This window comes from Phenylobacterium sp., assembly GCF_035569475.1.
Taxonomy (GTDB): domain Bacteria; phylum Pseudomonadota; class Alphaproteobacteria; order Caulobacterales; family Caulobacteraceae; genus Phenylobacterium.
Map to the genome: position 1 here is coordinate 1 of NZ_DATMNA010000031.1, position 18,136 is coordinate 18,136.

Annotated in this window: 14 protein-coding genes; 9 read left to right on the forward strand and 5 right to left on the reverse strand. The window is 69.8% G+C overall.

What is annotated here, in order from left to right; genetic code table 11:
* The 3 genes from VNW53_RS04320 to VNW53_RS04330 form a co-directional block, all read left to right on the forward strand.
* Window positions 1–1,075: PhoPQ-activated protein PqaA family protein (locus tag VNW53_RS04320; RefSeq protein ID WP_325553857.1), on the forward strand; the 1,075-nt coding region annotated here is incomplete at its 5' end.
* Window positions 1,076–1,307: 232 nt separating this feature from the next.
* Entirely contained in the window at window positions 1,308–1,946 is a 639-nt protein-coding gene (locus VNW53_RS04325; RefSeq protein ID WP_325553858.1) for a glutathione S-transferase family protein, read from the forward strand.
* A gap of 52 nt (window positions 1,947–1,998) precedes the next feature.
* On the forward strand, window positions 1,999–3,165 hold the full coding sequence (locus tag VNW53_RS04330; RefSeq protein WP_325553859.1) for a pyridoxal phosphate-dependent aminotransferase: 1,167 nt from the start codon (window positions 1,999–2,001) through the stop codon (window positions 3,163–3,165).
* Window positions 3,166–3,248: 83 nt separating this feature from the next.
* On the opposite strand, the gene VNW53_RS04335 is transcribed toward VNW53_RS04330, so the two are convergent.
* The 3 genes from VNW53_RS04335 to VNW53_RS04345 all read right to left on the reverse strand — a co-directional run bounded on the left by VNW53_RS04335 (window position 3,249) and on the right by VNW53_RS04345 (window position 9,967).
* Window positions 3,249–5,441: a TonB-dependent receptor gene (locus VNW53_RS04335; protein WP_325553860.1), complete on the reverse strand. Its 2,193-nt coding sequence runs from the start codon at window positions 5,439–5,441 to the stop codon at window positions 3,249–3,251.
* Between the two features lie 163 nt (window positions 5,442–5,604).
* The gene (locus tag VNW53_RS04340; protein ID WP_325553861.1) at window positions 5,605–6,279 is read right to left on the reverse strand and encodes a hypothetical protein; all 675 of its coding nucleotides are present in this window, start codon (window positions 6,277–6,279) and stop codon (window positions 5,605–5,607) included.
* 34 nt (window positions 6,280–6,313) lie between these two features.
* On the reverse strand, window positions 6,314–9,967 hold the full coding sequence (locus VNW53_RS04345; RefSeq protein WP_325553862.1) for a hydantoinase B/oxoprolinase family protein: 3,654 nt from the start codon (window positions 9,965–9,967) through the stop codon (window positions 6,314–6,316).
* A gap of 59 nt (window positions 9,968–10,026) precedes the next feature.
* On the opposite strand from VNW53_RS04345, the gene VNW53_RS04350 reads away from it, so the two are divergent.
* The 5 genes from VNW53_RS04350 to VNW53_RS04370 all read left to right on the forward strand — a co-directional run bounded on the left by VNW53_RS04350 (window position 10,027) and on the right by VNW53_RS04370 (window position 13,504).
* Entirely contained in the window at window positions 10,027–10,722 is a 696-nt protein-coding gene (locus VNW53_RS04350) for a DnaJ family molecular chaperone (protein WP_325553863.1), read from the forward strand.
* A 101-nt stretch (window positions 10,723–10,823) separates the two neighbouring features.
* The gene (locus VNW53_RS04355; protein WP_325553864.1) at window positions 10,824–11,108 is read left to right on the forward strand and encodes a hypothetical protein; all 285 of its coding nucleotides are present in this window, start codon (window positions 10,824–10,826) and stop codon (window positions 11,106–11,108) included.
* Window positions 11,109–11,195: 87 nt separating this feature from the next.
* Window positions 11,196–11,489, forward strand: a complete 294-nt coding sequence (locus tag VNW53_RS04360; RefSeq protein WP_325553865.1) for a putative quinol monooxygenase — start codon at window positions 11,196–11,198, stop codon at window positions 11,487–11,489.
* A gap of 235 nt (window positions 11,490–11,724) precedes the next feature.
* Window positions 11,725–12,426 carry a PEPxxWA-CTERM sorting domain-containing protein gene (locus VNW53_RS04365; protein WP_325553866.1) on the forward strand — a complete coding sequence of 234 codons (702 nt, stop codon included), beginning with the start codon at window positions 11,725–11,727 and terminating at the stop codon, window positions 12,424–12,426.
* A gap of 295 nt (window positions 12,427–12,721) precedes the next feature.
* Complete coding sequence (locus tag VNW53_RS04370; protein ID WP_325553867.1) at window positions 12,722–13,504, forward strand: PEPxxWA-CTERM sorting domain-containing protein; 783 nt, start codon at window positions 12,722–12,724, stop codon at window positions 13,502–13,504.
* Window positions 13,505–13,583: 79 nt separating this feature from the next.
* Here VNW53_RS04370 and VNW53_RS04375 read toward each other — a convergent pair whose 3' ends face one another.
* Window positions 13,584–14,849, reverse strand: coding sequence for a cytochrome P450 (locus tag VNW53_RS04375; protein ID WP_325553868.1), 1,266 nt, complete (start codon window positions 14,847–14,849; stop codon window positions 13,584–13,586).
* 255 nt (window positions 14,850–15,104) lie between these two features.
* Here VNW53_RS04375 and VNW53_RS04380 point away from each other — a divergent pair, with 255 nt between their 5' ends.
* On the forward strand, window positions 15,105–16,307 hold the full coding sequence (locus VNW53_RS04380) for a hypothetical protein (protein WP_325553869.1): 1,203 nt from the start codon (window positions 15,105–15,107) through the stop codon (window positions 16,305–16,307).
* 39 nt (window positions 16,308–16,346) lie between these two features.
* Here VNW53_RS04380 and VNW53_RS04385 read toward each other — a convergent pair whose 3' ends face one another.
* On the reverse strand, window positions 16,347–18,032 hold the full coding sequence (locus VNW53_RS04385; RefSeq protein ID WP_325553870.1) for a response regulator: 1,686 nt from the start codon (window positions 18,030–18,032) through the stop codon (window positions 16,347–16,349).
* Window positions 18,033–18,136 lie beyond the last annotated feature (104 nt).

Here is an 18,136-nt window from a genome sequence, read left to right on the forward strand (position 1 = left end):
CTGGGCCAAGATGGCGGTGGAGACCCACTCGGTGGTCTCCGAGCTGGACGACGTGCCCAACCAGCCGCTGCGCTTCACCGAGGATCCCAAGCCGCGCGTCGAGGACGAGATCATCGCCTACCAGCAGGCGAAGTTCGCCAAGGACCGCAATCCGCTCGACCTGGTGCGCCTGCCGATGGTCAAGAGCGGGACCCAGGCCATGACGGCCATCCAGCAGTACCTGGCCAGCGACGCCGGCGGAAAGCTCAAGGTCGACAGCTTCGTGGTTTCCGGCGGGTCCAAGCGGGCCTGGACCACCTGGCTGGTGGGGGCCATCGACCGGCGCGTGGTGGCGATCATCCCGATCGTGATCAACGTCCTCGACGTGGACGCTACGGCCAAGCACCACTGGGAGGCGATGGGCTATTTCTCGCCGGCCCTGAAGGACTATGTGGAGAACGGCCTGATCCCGAAGATGATCGGCTCGCCGGGCCTGACCGAGGTCAACCGCATCGAGGATCCGCTGAACTACCGCGACCGGCCGGCGATGAAGATGCCGAAGTACGTGATCAACGCGGTGGGCGACGAGTACTTCCCGCCGGACAACACGAAGTTCTCCTACCACCTGCTGCCGGAGCTGAAGCGGCTGCGGATGATCCCCAACTCCAAGCACTCGACGGCGGGGACCGACATCAACGACAGCATCACCGCCTTCTACGACGCGGTGCTGACGCACCATCCGATCCCGAGCTATTCGTGGACCGTGCGGCCGGACGGGGCGATCGTCGTGAAGTCCGCGGTGAAGCCCACCGAGGTCCGCCTGTGGCAGGGGACCAACCCCAAGGCCCGCGACTTCCGCGTCGACACCATCGGCAAGTCGTTCACCTCGACGGTGCTGACGGCGGGCACCGATGGGACCTGGGTGGGCAAGGTGGAGAAGCCGGCGGCCGGCTGGACCGCCTATTTCGTGGAGCTGACCTATCCGAGCGGGACGGCCTATCCGTTCAAGTTCACCACCGAGGTCTCGGTGATCCCCGACACCCTGCCCTACAAGTGGAAGGACGCCCGCCCGATCATCGCCCCGGACGGGAAGTAGGCGGGGTCAGCGCTTAAAAACCTCCCCCGTTCGCGGGGGAGGGGGACCACGAAACCATCTGGAGGGGGGCGCTGGTTCAAGCTCCGCGCACGGCCCCAACGCCCCCTCCGTCGGCTTCGCCGCCACCTCCCCCGCACGCTGCCGCTACGGGGGAGGATTTTGGCTGCGGCGCCTTCCGGAATTTCCCGTCGCCGCTATCTAGAGCCTGTCGGGACTTCGGGGGACGCACGCCATGATGCTGATCGGGCAATATGACTCGCCGTTCGTGCGGCGGGTGGGGATTGCGCTCAAGACCTATGGGCTGGCCTTCGAGCACCAGCCCTGGTCGACGTTCGGCGACGCCGAAAAGATCGCCAAGTTCAACCCGCTGCGCCGCGTGCCAACCCTGGTCATGGACGACCGCACGGTGTTCATGGATTCCGCCGCGATCCTGGCGGTGCTGGACGAGATGGTGGGGCCGCAGCGCGCGGTGCTGGCGCGCGGCGGCGAGGACGGCCGCCACCTGCTGCGCATCGCCGCCATGGCCGCGGGCGTCGCCGACAAGGCCGTCAGCCTGCTCTACGAACGGGTGCTGCGCGAGGCGGCCTTCCCGCTGTGGGTCGAGCGCTGCCGGCTGCAGATCGCCGAGACCCTGGACCTGCTGGAGGCCGAGCGGCAGGTGCGGCCGACCCGCTACCTGTTCGACGACGACCTCAGCCACGCCGACGTGATGCTGACGACCATGATCGGCTTCGTGTCGGAGCCCCTGGCCGCCGAGTTCGACTGGGACCGCTGGCCGGCGCTGAAGGCGCACGCCGCGACCTGCGAGGCCCTGCCGGCGTTCCAGGAAATCCGCCAGCCCTACCGCCTGACCCTGCCCGGCGAGACCTGAGGTACGCCAGCGAGCGATTGTTCGGCGCGCCTTGGCCCGCTAGGACGGGACCATGTTTTCCCCCACCGCCCGCCCCGACGTCCTCGCGCTCCGCACCTCGCAGATCCGCGAGGTGGCCAACCTCGGTATGGCCCGCAAGGACGTGCTGAAGTTCTGGGTCGGCGAGAGCGACCAGCCGACGCCGGCCTTCATCCGCGAGGCGACCGCCAAGGCGCTGATGGACGGCGAGACCTACTACACCCACAACCTGGGCCGCGCGGACCTGCGCGAGGCGCTGTCGGCCTATCTGACCAACCTGCACGGCCAGCCGATCGACTTCGGGCGGCTGGGGATCACGAGCGCCGGGGTCAACGCCCTGATGCTGGTCAGCCAGGCGGTGGTCGCGCCGGGCGACCGCGTGGTGGTGACGACGCCGGCCTGGCCCAACATCGTGGAGATCCCGCGCATCCTGTCGGCGCGGATGGAGACGGTGGCGCTGGAGCGGGCCCAGGGCCGCTGGCGGCTGGACCTCGACAAGCTGATGGCGGCCCTGACGCCGGACACCAAGGCGCTGTTCCTCAACTCGCCGAACAATCCCACCGGCTGGACCCTGCCGGCGGAGGACCGCGCGGCGATCCTGGAGCGGTGCCGCAAATACGGGATCTGGCTGATCACCGACGACCCCTACGAGCGGCTGATCTTCGGCCCCGGCAAGTCCGCGCCCTCGTTCCTGCCGCTGGCCGGCGACGACGAGCGGGTGGTCTCCACCAACACCTTCTCCAAGGCCTGGCGGATGACCGGCTGGCGGATGGGCTGGATGGTGCTGCCCAAGAGCCTGGTGAACTCCATGGGGGTGGTGATCGAGTACAACACCTCCTGCGTGCCGGACTTCATCCAGAGCGGCGCGATCGCCGCCCTGACCCAGGGCGAGCCGCACATCGCCGAGCTGCGCGCGGAACTCGCGACGGCCAAGGACCAGGTGATCGGGGCCTTGCGCGCCCTGCCCGGCGTCGAGGCGCCGGAGCCGGAGGGCGGCATGTACGCCTTCTTCCGCATCGAGGGCGTGACCGACTCCGTGGCCCTGGCCAAGGACATGATCGAGAAGTCCGCCCTGGGCCTGGCGCCCGGCTCGGCCTTCGGGCCGGAAGGCCAGGGGTGGCTGCGCTGGTGCTTCGCCAACCGGCCGGAGACCAACGCCAAGGGACTTGAGCGCCTGGCGGAGTATCTGGGGAAGCGCTGAGCCCATTCGGAGTGTCATCCCGGTCTTCGCGAGTCGCGACCGCGAAGCGGCGGCGCGAAGCAGCCAAACCGGGATGACAGCCGCTAGAAATACGTCGTCGCCTTGAAGACCACGGAGATCGGCTCGAGGGGGTGGACCTGGACGCCGGGGACGCCGTCGGCGGGCTCGCCCGGCAGGCGCGAGGTGTAGAAATAGGCCGAGGAATTGGCCTTGGTGTTGGTGAGGTTGAAGACGCTGAGCTGCAGGCGCAGCCGCGGGCTCACCTTGTAGCCGATGTCGGCGTTCCACTCCGAATAGCCCTTGTCGCGCGGCTGGGCCTCGCCGTCGTTGATCGGGTACTTGCCGAGCGCGCGCCACTGCAGGCCACCGAACCAGGGGCCGAGGTCGTCCACCAGCACCCCGAACGAGCCGATGAACTCCGGCGCGTTGGCGATGAACGGCTGGTCGAGGCCGAACGCGGTCAGGTCGCCGGTGTAGCGGGCCTTGGAGAAGGCCAGGTCGGTGTTCAGCTCCAGCCAGGGCAGGGGCCTGTACTGGGCGGAGACCTCGATCCCCTGGCGGCGGCTGGGGGCGCTGGCTTCGTCCTGGCCGAGGTCGGGGTTGTAGGTCAGCTCCGAGCGGAAATCCTCCTGGAAGGCGGCGACCTGCAGGGCGACCTTGGGGATGATGTTGCTGCGCATGCCGACCTCCTCGGCGGTCGCAGGCGAGAGCAGGGGCGTCGGGCCGGCGGCGGCCGGCACCCCGGCCAGCGGCACGGTGCCGAACACCCCGCGCACGTCGTCGGAGTGGAAGCCGCGGCCGGCGCTGAGGTAGAGCTCGGTCTTCGCCCAGGGCCCGAACACGACGCTGACCTTGGGCTGGAACAGTGACTGGCTGCGGGCGCCCTGGAAGCCGGTCACCAGGCTGTGGTCGGTGGCGTGGTAGTACTCCTCGCGCAGCCCCACGATGGTGCGCAGCCACAGGGTCCAGGACGTGGTGTTCTCGATGTAGGGGGCCAGGTCGAGCAGGCGGACGCGGTCGGCGATGCAGGCCCCGCCGGTCGCCGGCGTCGGGATTGAGGGACCGGCGGGTTGTGCGATTTCGCAATAGTCCAGGACCGTCCTCTGGCGGGTGTGGCGGCGGTCGACGTAGGCGTCGTCGTACCGCGCCTGCAGGCCGATCGTGGTGTCGCTGTCGATCCGCCCGAAGTCATGCGCGAGGCGGAACGCGGCGGCCCCGCCCACGGTGGTCCGCGCCTCGCTCTGCTCTTCCTGGTCGCCGTTCACCGGATCGTCGAGGAAGTGGGTGAAGTCGTTGAACAGGGTCATGCGCTGGCGGATGTAGTAGGCGTTGGAGGTGAACCGCCAATCGTCGCCGCGCGCCGCGAAGTGGCCTGACAGGCTGAGCCGCTCCGACAGGCTGCCGTCCGAGGGGTCGAGGGTCCCGAAGCGGCCGATCAGGCCCTGCTGGACGGCGCGCAGCGGCTGGTCCGTCGTGAAGTTGCCCTTGCCGTTGTAGTACATGGCCGTGAGGTCATAGCCGTTGTCGGCCTCGCCGTGGCTGTAGCGGACCACCCCATCGATCTTGCGGAAGTTGTCCGGGTGGTCGAACGGCCCGTCGACATGGCCCAGATAGACCCCGCCCATCAGCCGGTCGTCGGCGCCGAACTTGCGGGTCCCGCCCAGGAAGGCGTTGTAGACGCCGAGCGCGCCGACGCTGACCGAGGCCTGGTCGGGGATCTCGTCGGCGATCTTGACGTGGGTCGAGGCCACGGCGCCGAAGTCGCCCACCGCGGCGTAGTAGGGGCCCTTGGTGTAGTCGAGGCCGTCGGTCACCTCCGGCATCATGAAGTTGGCGTCGGAGTAGCCCTGGCCGTGGGTGTTGGTCGGCCGGTTGACCGGCATATCGTCGACGAAGTTGGCGATGTCGGTGCCGTGGTCGAGGTTGAAGCCGCGCAGCAGGTATTGCTGGGCCTTGCCCTCGCCGGAGTGGACGGTCACCACCAGGCCCGGCGTGGTCTCCAGCAACTGGCCGACCCGATAGACGGGGCGAAGCTGCAATTCCTCCTGGGTGATCGAGCCCTGGGACGCCGTGGCGGCGATGCCCATCAGGTTCAGGCGCGAGGCGGTGACCACGACCTCGCTGACGTCGCTGGCGGGTTGCGCGGGCTTGGCGGCCGCCTTGGGCGCGGGCGGCTTTGCGGGGGGCTGGGTCTGGGCCGCGGCGTGGGAGGCGAACGCCAGGACGGCGGCGGCGCACGAGAGGCTGGGGAACGTCGGGCGGCTTGGCAGGCGCATCGCGCGGCGGTCCGATCGGCAAACTCGAAAGGGCGCAGGTCGCATCGCGAGCCGCGCGTGGAGAGGAAGCGCCAAGCTCCACGGCCCGCGCGCGACGCCAAGTTTCTTACGGTTCCGGCGGGGTTACAGGAGGTTACACGCCGGGGTGGACCGGCCGCCGGCCCTAGCGGCTCGGCGGGGTCGGGGCGGGCGGCGTTTCCGGCGACGCGCCGAGGAGCAGCGAGCCCGGGTCCCGGGCGGGCGCCGGGGCGTCGGCGGCGGGGGCCGGGGCGGCCTCGGCGGGCGGCGGGGCGTCGGGCTCGTCGTTCACCTTGAAGGCGCCGCCCATCAGGGTGGCCTTGGCCTTGAGGGACTTGGCGGTGGTCTCGCAGCGGGCCGGGAGCGCCCAGCTCATCCACTCCTGCGCCAGGCGCGCGGGCGTCACGTTGGGGCCGACGCGCCAGACGTCGCGGCCCTGGTTCACCGCCGCGGCGCCCAGGGTGTTGATCGGCTTGAGGCTCGCCTTCTCGGCGGCGGTCAGGGCGGACTGGAAGATCTTGAGCTGGGCCGCCCCTTCCTTCTGCAGGTCGGCATAGACCTTCAGGTCGTCGGAGAGCTTGCGGTCCGGCGGGCGGTAGGTGCTCTCGATGCGGGTGACCTCGGGCATCACCTGGTCGTGCAGGTCGAGGTAGCCGCGCAAGCTGCCGTAGCACCAGGCCACGAACTGATAGTCCTCGCGCGGCGCGCCGGCGGGGAAGCGCTCCTCGGCCGGCGGAGCCTCGGCGGGCGCCGCGGCCGTCTCGGCGGCCGGCTGGCCTTGCAGGAAGAGGACGAGGGCGAGGGCGATGGGAACGGGCATGGTCGCGGGAATACCTTGAGGATTCGAGCTATTTTCAGGCCGGGCCGGCGTCAGGGAGGCCGAAACCGCCGCCGCCGGGGGTTTCGATCTCGATGATGTCGCCGGCCTGGACGTCGACGGCGAAACAGCCGGGTAGGTCTGTAACCGTCCCGGAGGCGGCGATCAAACGTTGTGCGCCGGGCTTGGCGGGCCCGCCGCCCGCCAGGCCCTGCGGGGCGTGCTCGCGGCGCGAGGAGAGCAGGGCCGCCTCCATGGGCGCAAGGAAGCGAATGCGGCGCACCGAGCCGTCGCCGCCGGGCATGCGTCCCGCCCCGCCGGAGCCCCGGCGCACGCCGAAGCTTTCGACCCGCACCGGGAAGCGCCGCTCGAGGATCTCCGGGTCGGTGAGGCGCGAATTGGTCATGTGGGTGTGGACGGCGCTGGCGCCCGGCGCCTGGGCCGTGGCCCCGGAGCCGCCGCAGATGGTTTCGTAGTACTGGCGGGTCTCGTCGCCGAAGGTGAAGTTGCTCATGGTGCCCAGGCTGTTGGCCATGACGCCGAGCGCGGCATAGAGCGCGTCGACCACATGCTGGCTGGTCTCCACGTTGCCGGCCACGACGGCGGCGGGGGGCTTGGGGTCCAGCATCGAGCCCGGCCGGGTCAGGATGTTCAGCGGCTCCAGGCAGCCGGAGTTGAGCGGAATGTCGTCGTCCACCAGGGTGCGGAAGACATAGAGCGCCGCGGCGTCGACGATGGCCGAGGGGCCGTTGAAGTTGCTGGGCAACTGGTCGGCGCTGTCGCGGAAATCGAGCGTGGCCTCGCCGGCCGCGGCGTCCACCGTGGTCGCGACGACGATCTCGCCGCCGCCGTCCATGGGCACGCGGGCGGCCCCGTCGGAGAGCCTGCCCACCGCGCGGCGCACGGCGGCGGCGGCGTTCTCCTGCACGAAGGTCATGTAGCGGGCGACGGCCTCGGCCCCATAGGTGCGGATCATGTCCGCGACGGCGGCGCCGCCGGCCTGGCAGGCGGCGATCTGGGCCTTGAGGTCGGCGACGTTGGTGTCCGGGTTGCGCGCGGGCCAGCGGCCGGACAGCAGCGCCGCGCGGGTCTCGGCCTCCAGGAAGGCGCCCTCGCGCATGATCGGCAGGGCGTCGAGCATGACGCCCTCCTCGTCGATGGTCTTCGAGAAGGGCGGCATCGAGCCCGGCTGCACGCCGCCGATGTCGGCGTGGTGGCCGCGCGCGGCGACGTAGAAGCTGGGTTGCTCGCCGCCTTCCATGAACACCGGCATGACCACGGTGATGTCCGGCAGGTGGGTGCCGCCGGCGTAGGGGTTGTTGAGCGCGAAGGCCTCGCCGGGGCGCAGCACCGGGTGGCGGTCGCGGACGGCGCGGACGGAGGCGCCCATGGAGCCCAGGTGCACCGGCATGTGCGGGGCGTTGGCCACCAGGCCGCCGTCGGCGTCGAACAGGGCGCAGGAGAAGTCGAGCCGCTCCTTGATGTTCACCGAATGAGCGGTGCGCTCCAGGGCCGCGCCCATGGCTTCCGCCACGCCCATGAAGCGGCGGTTGAACAGCTCGAGCGTGACCGGATCGGGCCTATCGAGCGCGATGGCGTGGCTGCGCGCGGCGCCGGTGCGGGTGAGGGTGATCAGGCCGTCGGCATGGGCCGTGGCCCGCCAGCCGGGGGCCAGCGCGATCTGGGTGTCGGCGCGGACGATGAGGGCCGGGCCGTCGAGGCTGGCGAAGGCGTCGGCGGGGACGACCGGCGCGTCATGCCAGGCGCCCAGCGTATACATTTTAACCCGCTTATCCCCGCGAACGCGGGGACCCAGGCTTTTTCTGTTCGGACCAATCGGGGAGGCAAGTGGCCTTGTTGGTCCAGCAATACCAAAAGCACCTGGGTCCCCGCTTTCGCGGGGAAGAGCGGAACTCTTGTTGGCGCTGGCCTCCGCCTCCACCGCCGCGATCAGGATGGTGCGGCCGGGTTCGATGAAGCCGAACAGGCGCTGGTGGGCCTGCTCGAACCGGGCCTTGGCGGTGGCGAGGTCGCTGAGCGGGACCGGCAGTTCGGCGTCGGCGCCGTCGTAACGCAGGCGAAGGGTCTGGCGGACGGCGCCGGTTTCGGCCCCCTGTTCGGCCATGGCCGCGCGGGCGGCGTTCTCGACCTCGGCGAGGAGGGCCGCGGCGCGGGCCAGGCCCGCGGCGTCCAGCGGGGCCTCGAGGCCGGACTGGCGAAGCGCGGTGACCTCCGCCTGGCCGATGCCCCAGGCGGAGAGCACGCTGCCGTACTTCGGGCAGAGGATCTCGCCGACGCCGAGCGCCTCGGCGGTCTGGCAGGCGACCTGGCCGGCGGCGCCGCCGAACGCGGTGAGCGCATGGTCGCGCGGGTCGAAGCCGCGCTCGGTGGAGATGCGGCGCACCGCCTGGGCCATCTGCTCGACGGCGACGGCGACGAAGCCCTCGGCGGCGGCCTCGACGCTGTCGGCGCCCATGGCCTCGGCCAGGTCGGCGAGGCGCGCGCGGGCGGCGTCCGGATCGAGGGGTTGGTCGCCCTGCGGCCCGAAGACCGAGGGGAAGAAGCGCGGGTCCAGGCGGCCCAGCACCAGGTTGGCGTCGGTGACGGTGGCGGGGCCGCCGCGGCCGTAGGCGGCAGGGCCCGGGTCGGCGCCGGCGCTGGCGGGGCCGGCGCGCGCGCGCATGCCGTCGAAGGTCAGGATCGAGCCGCCGCCGGCCGCCACCGTCTCCACGTCGAGCATCGGGCTGCGGATCTTGGCGCCGGCCACCTTGGCGGTGTCGCGCCGCTCCAGGCGCCCAGCGTAGCGGCAGACGTCGGTCGAGGTGCCGCCCATGTCGAAGCCCAGGACGGCGGGCGCGTCGGCCTGCGCGGCGGTCCGGACCACGCCCACCACGCCGCCGGCCGGGCCGGAGACCACGGCGTCCTTGCCGCGGAAGGCCTGGGCTCGGACCAAGCCGCCGGCCGAGGTCATGAAGTAGAGCGGCGCGCCCGCCACCTCATCGGCCACGCGGCGGACATAATCCTGCAGGATGGGCGTCAGGTAGGCGTCGGCGATGGTGGTCTCGGCGCGCGGAATAAATCGCGGCAGGGGTGAAACCTCATGGCTCAGCGCGACGAATGGGTAACCGAGCGCCCTGGCGATTTCGCCGGCGGCCAGCTCGTGCGCCGGATTGAGGTCGGCGTGCAGGAAGGCGATGGCGACGGAGGCGTAGCCTTGGGCGAGGCCGGACTCGAGCTTTTCGGCGAGCGCCGCGGCGTCGAGGGGGCGGACCACGCCGCCGTCCGCGTCCAGCCGCTCATCCGCCTCGACCACCCCCGAATAGAGCGGCGGCGGGCGCAGGATGGTGAGGGCGAAGAGGTCCGGTCGCGCCTGGTCGCCGATCAGCACGCTGTCGGCGAAGCCCCGGGTGGTGACGAACAGGGTCCTGGCGCCGGCGCGTTCCAGCAGGGCGTTGGTGGCCACCGTGGTGCCCATCTTGATGGACTCCACGCGGCTGGCCGGGAACGCCGCGCCGGGAGCCGCGCCGAGGATGCGGCGCATCGCCTCCACGGCGGCGTCGGGGTAGGCCGCCGAGGCGCTGAGCAGCTTCAGCGAGGTCTCCGCGCCAGCGTCCGGCCCATCTGCAACCTGGCCGATTACATCCGTGAAGGTCCCGCCGCGGTCGATCCAAAAACGCCAAGACCTGTGCAAAACTTAACCTGCCTCTCGATTGTTTTCAGGCCCACACGCTTCTATGGCTGCTTATCCCAATGAGCTTCTGGCGCAAGATAGCTGGCCTCGCCGCTCGTAACCTCGACGAGGCCGAGTGCGACGTCTGCCCTCCGGGGCTTCCCGGCGAGGACCCGGCGTTCTCGACCGCGGTGACCGCGCTGGGCGCGAAGCTGGCCAAGGCCGACGGCCAGGCCCAGGCCAGCGAATACCAGGTCTTCTCCGAGGTGTTTCATCCCGACGCCGGCAGCGAGGGCAATGTGCGCCGCCTCTACCAGCTCGCGCGGCAGACCACGCGGGGGTTCGAGGGCTACGCGCGGCGGCTGCAGAAGCGCTACCACGCCTGCCCGCAGCTCCTCGAGGACGTGGTCGACGGCCTCTTCTTCATCGCCACCTCCGACGGCGTGGTGACGACCGACGAGCTCGCCTACCTGAGCCGGGTCTCCGAGCTGTTCGGCCAGAGCCCGCTGGTGTTCCGCCGGCTGAAGGCGACGCACCTGGGGCCGGAGGCGGGCGATCCCTACGCCGTGCTGGGCGTGCGCCACGACGCCTCCGACGCCGAGCTTCGCGCGGCCTGGAGAACGATGCTGTCCGAATCGCATCCGGACCGGGCCCGCGGCCGCGGCCTGCCCACGGAATTCATCGAGGTCGCCGAGGCCAAGGCCGCCGCCATCAACGCCGCGTTCGACACCGCGATGCGCGAACGGCGGGCATTGGCCTTGCAGGGCGTGGCATAAGTGCGTGTGTGCGTCCCTTTTCGGCTGCGCATGGTTGACGCAGGGGACCCGCGGGACAACATAATTGTCATAGACCCGAAAGCTGGGTCAGTGAGGACGCCATGGTGAAAGAGTTCGCCACCCGTCACGGTTCGGCCCTGCGCAGCCTGGCTGTGCTGGTCGGTCTGCTGGCGACCATCGCCGCGGTGGTCGTGGGCGCGGTCCTGGCCGTGGTGGCCGCCGCCACCGTCGCGGTGATCGCGGTCATGGCCTCGGCCCTCTTGGGCTTCGCGGGCCTCGCGCTCAGGGCCCGGCGCACGGCGCGCGCCCGCGCCGACGGCGTCATCGAAGCCCGCCACCTGGGCGGCCACCACTGGGTGGCCTACGGCTGGAACGAGCGCGCCTAGCAGCCCGCCGGGGCTGCGCACTTTCCGGGATGACAGGCGCAGAGGCGCGCCCTACCGTCTTTCAAACGATCGTTTGGAGAGAACGGCATGAGCATCGGCGTGATCGCGACCTTGAGGATCCAGGACGGCAAGGCGGGCGAGTTCGAGGCCTTCTTCGGCGAACTGGCCGGGCAGGTGCGGGCCAACGAGCCGGGCAACCTCGCCTATCAACTGACCAAGAGCCGCGCCGAGCCCAACACCTACAAGGTGCTGGAGGTCTACAAGGACCAGGACGCCCTGACCCATCACGGCGGCACGGACTATTTCAAGGCCGCGGGGCCGAAGTTCGCCGCGGTTCTCGCCGGGCGGCCGGACATCGAATACCTCGACGGCGTCGGCTGAGCGACGCGGCCGCACAAGCGGGGCCGGCCCCCGCGACGCCGCCCTTGCCCGCTTAAGCTCGCGGCTAACCCGCTGAATTTGGCGATTTTTTCCCCTGACAGGCGAACTTTGAAAATTAAAGACCTGCGATACGCGAATCAGGTCGAATCCGGTTGCCCTCGCGCTTTTCGGTTGTAAAGGTCTCGTTCACGGTGTCGGCGAATGACCGCCACCGGCAACTGGAATGGGGCTAGCAATGAAGCGTTTCGCCGTCGTCGCCGTCGCCGCCGCCGGACTTGCCCTCGCCGGTTCGGCGAGCGCCTCCACCAACCTGATCACCAACGGCAGCTTTGAGAGCGGCACGCTGAGCTGGACCTATACGGGCTCCGGCGCCGACGTGGGCCCGAGCGGCCATCCGGCGGTCGTCATTCCCTACAATTCGCCCAGCGGCTATCCGGGCGGCGCCTTCGGGGAGCCGATCCCGCCGGACAACGCGCTCTCGGCGAGCCCCGATCCGACCGGCAATTTCGGGCTCTATTTCGTCGCCGACGCCTCCACGGAGACGCTGTCGCAGACGGTCTTCCTGAACCCGGGCCTCTATACGATCGGGTTTGACGCCTACGTCCCGTTCAACGGGCACGCGAACTCCGGCGACGCCACCTTCACCGGAACCGTCGCCGGCGTCGACCTCGCCAACTTCAGCGCCCACGGCTCGACGCCGGGGGTCTGGACGGCCTATTCGGGCGTCGCCAACATCCTGACCGCCGGGAACTACACCACCTCGTTCACCTACCACTCGGGGGCCGCGCCTGCGGCCGACTTCGTCGTCGACCGGGCCTATATCGTGGCCGGCGACGTCGTCCCGGAACCGGCGGGCTGGGCGCTGATGATCCTGGGCTTCGGCGGAGCCGGCGCGGCGCTTCGCAATCGCCGCCAACGCCGGGCGCTCGCCGCCTAGATCGTTCCCGAACAAACTCAGGCTTCCCGAGAGCCCCGGCTGAAAGGCCGGGGCTTTTGCGTTCGCGGCGCCGCACACGCGGCGGCGTCCACGACCTCGCGTCGCACCTTTGCCGACCGGAACAACGCCCCCAATTCGCTAATTTTTCCCCTGTGAGGTGAAATTTCCCCTGCCGGTTGTGCAGCGCACGCGATTCAGGGGAATCTGCTTTGCCGCGCCAAGCTGGGCCTTTAAAGGAATTGTTGACCACGTGGGCAGACCGCCCGCGACAAGTGGGTTCTGTGGGGGATTTCAAATGAAGATTTTCGCGGCGGCCGCCGTTGTGGCCGGCCTCATGACTGCGGGCGTCGCCAACGCGGGCGTCGTCTATTTCGAGGGTTTCGACGGTTACGACACGTCCGGCATCGCCTATGACGCCCACGCGTCGGGCACGTCGAGCGTGATCGACCCGGGCACCGGGACGGCCAACAGCTTCACGACGGAGTACGGCTTCCGGTCCGGCGCCACGAACACCGGCACGAACAGCATGTACGACGAGGGCACCTGGACGATCGGGACCAACCCGAACGCGGTCCACGACCAGTGGGTCAACCTGCCCGAGAGCACCAACAACATGCTGATGCTGAACGGCAAGACCCTGGCCCCGGACGCCAGCCCGGCCAGCACCTGGACGAGCAATGCGTTCGCCGTCACCGCCGGCAACTACCAGTACTCGTTCGACCTGATGAACCTCTGCTGCAACACCTACACCGGCGTCAGCTCGGTGCTGCAGTTCTGGTTCACCGACACGCACGGCGTGAAGAACCAGATCGTGGGCGTGGAAGTGAACACCCCGACCACCCCGGGCGTCTTCGTCCTGGAGAACGGCAACTTCACGGTCACCGAGGACGGCACCGTCAGCGTCGGCCTGATCGACATGCAGGGCGCCGCCAGCGGCAACGACTTCGGCGTCGACAACATCACCGTCGCCACCGGCAGCGTGCCGGAACCGGCGGCCTGGGCGCTGATGCTCCTGGGCTTCGGCGGCATGGGCTCGGTGCTGCGCAGCCAGCGCCGCCGCCAGGCCGTGGCCGCCTGAGGCGAACCGCGACCGTCCGCCTCGCGCGGCAGTTCCAGGAAACCCCGGCCGAGAGGCCGGGGTTTTTTGCTGTCCGGGGTCAGGCCCGCGACGGGATCACCACCGGCAGGGTCTCGTAGCCCTTGACGAAGGAGGAATTCACCCGCCGCGGCGGCCCCACCACCTCGATCTTGGGGAAGCGCTTGAGGATCTCTTCCCAGATGATCTTGAGCTGCAGCTCGGCCAGGCGGTTGCCGACGCAACGGTGGATGCCGAAGCCGAAGGAGAGGTGCTGGCGCACCCGGGGGCGCTCGATCCAGTAGTCGTTGGGCCGCTCGATGACCTCTTCGTCGCGGTTGCCGGAGACGTACCACATGGCGATCTTGTCGCCCTCGCGGATGGTCTTGCCGCCGAGCTCGAAGTCGCGCGTGGCGCGCCGGCGCATATAGGCCAGCGGGGTCTGCCAGCGGATGGTCTCCGAGACCATGGCGGGGATGAGGTCGGGGTTGTTCCGCAGTAGCCGGTCCTGGTCGGGGTTCTGATGCAGCGCCAGCACCGAGCCGGAGATGGTGTTGCGGGTGGTGTCGTTGCCGCCGACGATCAGCAGGATCAGGTTCCCCAGGTACTCCATGCGGTCCATGTCGCGGGTGGCCTCGCCATGGCAGAGCATGGAGATGAGGTCCGGGGCCGGCGGGGCGTTCACCCGCTCGTTCCACAGGCGCATGAAGTAGTCGACGCACTCGAACAGCATCGCGCGCCGGCGGTCCTCGCCGCCGCCTTCGAAGATCGGCGAATCCTCCATGGCCGTGGCCGCGTCGGACCACAGGGTGAGCTTCCGCCGGTCCTCCCAGGGGAAATCGAACAGGGTGGCGAGCGTCATGGTGGTCAGCTCGATGGAGACCTTGTCGACCCAGTCGAACTCCTCGCCGATCGGGCAGTCGTCGAGAATCGTTCCGGCGCGCTCGCGGATGATCGCCTCCATCTTCGCGAGGTTGGGGCCCGCGACGATGGGGCTGACGGTCTTGCGCTGCACGTCGTGCTTGGGCGGGTCCATGGCGATGAACATCGGCAGGGTGAAGTCTTCCGCCGGATCGGGCAGGACGATGGTCGGCTCGGACGAGAAGACCTCATGGTTGGTGTCCACGGCCATGATGTCGTTGAACTTGGTGACCGACCAATAGCCGCCGATCTCCTCGTCCCCGCTCTCGGCCCAGTGGACCGGGTCCTCGGCCCGCAGCCGTTCGAAATAGGGGGCCCAGGTGTCGGTGCGGAAGATCTCCGGATCGGCCGGATTGATGTCGGCAAGGGGCATGGCGTAGGCCGCGTCGCGGGCCGCGCGCTTCACATCGATCGAACCGTCGTCCATCGCCAGGCTCCTCAGTCGCGCCGGCCCCGTGCGGGCCGCATGGCCAGCCAGTATTCGCGCCAAACGGCCCCCAGGGGAAGCGGCGAGCGGACCCCGGCAAATTCGACATACGATGTTCGACGAACAAACGCCCTTAACCGATTTGTATAGCTTCCGGCGGATAGTCGCCGAGTGAAGCCGTCGAGGGGGACGCCGACGTTCCCGCCATAGGGTTAAGACTGCGGGGCCCACGGGTCTCGCGTGTGGAGGTCGAAATTGGTCGCGCGCGCACAAGACCGCTCGTATCGAAGCCTGAGCGGCCTCGAACGCACGGCCTCGACCAGCCGCGTCCTCAACCTGGCCGCCGTCGCCAGCCAGAACGCCGGCGATCCGGAGTACGAAAGCGCGCCGTTCTTCAAGGCCACTTCGCTGAACGGTGCGGTGATCATCAAGCACCGCCTGCGCGCCGACGAGCAGTACATCTTCGACCAATCCAAGCGCATCTCCACCAAGGTCATCATCCCCTTCGAGCGGACGGACCTGGGCCTGGGCGGCCGGTCGCTGTTCGTGGGCCAGCGCGGCTGGCAGGACCTGCTCTACCAACTGCGCGGCAGCCAGGAGGACGAGGCCCGCGACATCGCCCTGCTGGAGGCGCTGGACGAGCTGCCTTCGCTCGATCCCTTCCTGCTGCGCGAGCATCTGAAGCGGCGCGATTTCAAGATCGCCAACTGCTACTTCGCCATCTCCGCCGCCGACCTGGAGCGGATGCAGCGCTTCGTCTCGGGCGAGATCTCCAAGCTGGTGGACCTGGCCTATGGCGGCGGCAAGGGCGGCTCGCCCAACGCCAACATCTCCAAGCTGGTGAGCCTCCTGCTCTCCGGCCAGGACGACGCGCGCCTGGAGCCGCTGCGCCTGACGCTCGGCCTGGAGGGCGAGAACTTCCGCGAGGGCATCTTCAGTTGGAAGGGCTTCCTCTACTACAAATGGGTGCTGAACAGCCTCTGGCCCGAGCTGCGCCAGGTGATCGCGGAGCTCAGCGAGATCAAGGTTGTGGGTCCGCGCGATTACGAGATGCTGAACCAGGTCAAGGACGTGGGCGCCCGCGTGAACCAGGCGATCCTGGGTCAGGTGCGCAAGGTGCGAGCCAGCCTTCAGGTCTATGACGACGCCTTCGGCGAGCTGACCCAGGCCGGCAATCCGATGGCCTTCCGCAACTTCCTGCTGAAGTCGCCGGAGATGTTCATCACGCTCGGCGAGCGCACAGGGATGGTGTCGCACATCGCCAGCTTCTGGCGCTACCGGTTCCCGAAGGGCCGGCCCCTGCGGGTGGAGCTGGACGAACTGTTCGACATCCTGCAGGACTTCCACCAGGGCCTGGGCGAGGACGACGACCACAAGGCCAAGACGCCCGGCGAGGCGCCTGAGGGCGAACTGCTGGATCCGGCGAGCTCCGAGGCCATCGGCCGCGCTGTCGTGTAGGCCCGCTTTCTCCTCGCCCGTCGGCGGAGGGGAGACCCGCTAGCTCGTCCCCAGGGCCGCGCGCAGTCTGGCGGCCAGATCCTCTTCCAGGAACGGCTTGCGCAGAATGCCGTCGCCGCCGCCGGCGGTGGCCAGGGCCTCGGTGTCGGCGTAGCCGGTGACGAACAGCACCGGCAGGCCGGGCCTGCGCGCATGCACTTCGCGGGCGACCTCGGCGCCGTTCATGCCGGGCATGGCGAAGTCCACCAGCAGCAGGTCGATCTTCGACTGGCGGTCGAGGAGGTCGAGCGCCGCGCCGCCGCTGCCGGCCTCGACGACGCGATAGCCCAGGTCCTGCAGGATGCCGGCGGTGACCTCGCGCACGGCGCTGTCGTCGTCGACCAGCAGGACGTTGAAGTCGCGGGCCGGCGGCCCCACCGCCTCGGCGACCGGCGCGAGGCCCTCCGGAAGGGCCGCGGCCGCAGCGCGGGGCAGGAACACCCGCACCGAGGCGCCGGCGCCGGGCGTGGAGTCGATCCGCACACCGCCGCCGGACTGCTTGGCCACGCCGAACACCTGGCTGAGGCCGAGGCCCGAGCCCTTGCCGACCTCCTTGGTGGTGAAGAACGGCTCGAAGACCTTGGCCAGGACGTCCGGCGTCATGCCCGAGCCCGTGTCGGTGACCGCCACCATCACATAGTCGCCTGCGGTCGGCTCCTCGGGCCGGGCGGGCGGGCCCAGGGCGACATTGCCAGTCTCCACGGTGAGCGTGCCGCCCACCTCCATGGCGTCGCGCGCGTTGATGGCCAGGTTGAGGATCACCAGTTCGATCTGGGTCGGGTCGATCATCGCCGGCCACAGCCGCGGCTGCAGCACGGTCTCGATGCGCACGCTGCCGCCCATGGTGGCCTGCAGCAGGTCGCGCATGCCCGCGACGGTGTCGTTGAGGTCGACGGCGCGGGGCTCCAGCCGCTGACGGCGGGAGAAGGCCAGCATCTGGGCGGTGAGCTGGGCGCCGCGCTCGGCCGCCTGGGCCATCATCTGCAGGCGCCGCCTGGAGGCCGGGTCGGTGACGGTCTTCTGCATCTGGCGGATGTTGCCCAGCACCACCATCAGGAGGTTGTTGAAATCGTGGGCGACGCCGGAGGTGAGCTGGCCCACCGCCTCCAACCGCTGGGTCTGGCGCAGCACGCCTTCGACCCGCTCGCGCTCGGCGATCTGGCCGGCGAGCTGGTGGTTGGCGCTGGCCAGTTCGGTGGTGCGCTCCTCGACGCGCCGCTCCAGCAGGGCCTCGGCGGCGCGGATGGTCTCGATGCGGTCGCGCGCCTCATATTGCCGCCGGCGGCCACGCAGCGCGGTCTCCACCACGCTCACCAGGGTGGTCGGGTGGAACGGCCGCTCGAGGAAGGTGACGTTGCCCAGCGCCGCGGCCAGGCGCTGGGCCGCGGGGTTGCGCTCGATGCCGCCGCCCCGCAGCGCCAGCAGGACGATCGGCATGTCCGACCAGGCCGGCTGGTCCTCGATCCAGCGCACCAGGCCGGGATAGCCCGAGGCCTGCATGGCCTCCTCGACGACCAGGACCACGCCGGCGCCTTCGCAGAGTTCGCGCAGCAGGCACGGCAAGTCCCCGCAGACCATCACCGGCAACCGCGCCTCGTTCAGGATCGCCTCGGCGATGGCGGCGTCGCGGCCATGGGGAGCGAGGATGAGCGCCCGCGTGGAGCCCGCCGCTTCGGCGGCGCCCATCAGGTCGGCCCGCCGAGCAGAGCGCCCGCCGTGCCGACGAAGCTCGGAACGCCGCGCAATATCCCCTGGAACCCTTCCAGCGGCGCGCCGAGGGTCAGGCCATC

What these genes read in the sequence shown, in the direction of transcription:
- VNW53_RS04325 (WP_325553858.1), top strand. Translation starts at nt 1,308, where the DNA reads ATGATGCTGATCGGGCAATATGACTCGCCGTTCGTGCGGCGGGTGGGG.
- VNW53_RS04330 (WP_325553859.1), top strand. Translation starts at nt 1,999, where the DNA reads ATGTTTTCCCCCACCGCCCGCCCCGACGTCCTCGCGCTCCGCACCTCG.
- VNW53_RS04335 (WP_325553860.1), bottom strand. Translation starts at nt 5,441, where the DNA reads ATGCGCCTGCCAAGCCGCCCGACGTTCCCCAGCCTCTCGTGCGCCGCC.
- VNW53_RS04340 (WP_325553861.1), bottom strand. Translation starts at nt 6,279, where the DNA reads ATGCCCGTTCCCATCGCCCTCGCCCTCGTCCTCTTCCTGCAAGGCCAG.
- VNW53_RS04350 (WP_325553863.1), top strand. Translation starts at nt 10,027, where the DNA reads ATGAGCTTCTGGCGCAAGATAGCTGGCCTCGCCGCTCGTAACCTCGAC.
- VNW53_RS04355 (WP_325553864.1), top strand. Translation starts at nt 10,824, where the DNA reads ATGGTGAAAGAGTTCGCCACCCGTCACGGTTCGGCCCTGCGCAGCCTG.
- VNW53_RS04360 (WP_325553865.1), top strand. Translation starts at nt 11,196, where the DNA reads ATGAGCATCGGCGTGATCGCGACCTTGAGGATCCAGGACGGCAAGGCG.
- VNW53_RS04365 (WP_325553866.1), top strand. Translation starts at nt 11,725, where the DNA reads ATGAAGCGTTTCGCCGTCGTCGCCGTCGCCGCCGCCGGACTTGCCCTC.
- VNW53_RS04370 (WP_325553867.1), top strand. Translation starts at nt 12,722, where the DNA reads ATGAAGATTTTCGCGGCGGCCGCCGTTGTGGCCGGCCTCATGACTGCG.
- VNW53_RS04375 (WP_325553868.1), bottom strand. Translation starts at nt 14,849, where the DNA reads ATGGACGACGGTTCGATCGATGTGAAGCGCGCGGCCCGCGACGCGGCC.
- VNW53_RS04385 (WP_325553870.1), bottom strand. Translation starts at nt 18,032, where the DNA reads ATGGGCGCCGCCGAAGCGGCGGGCTCCACGCGGGCGCTCATCCTCGCT.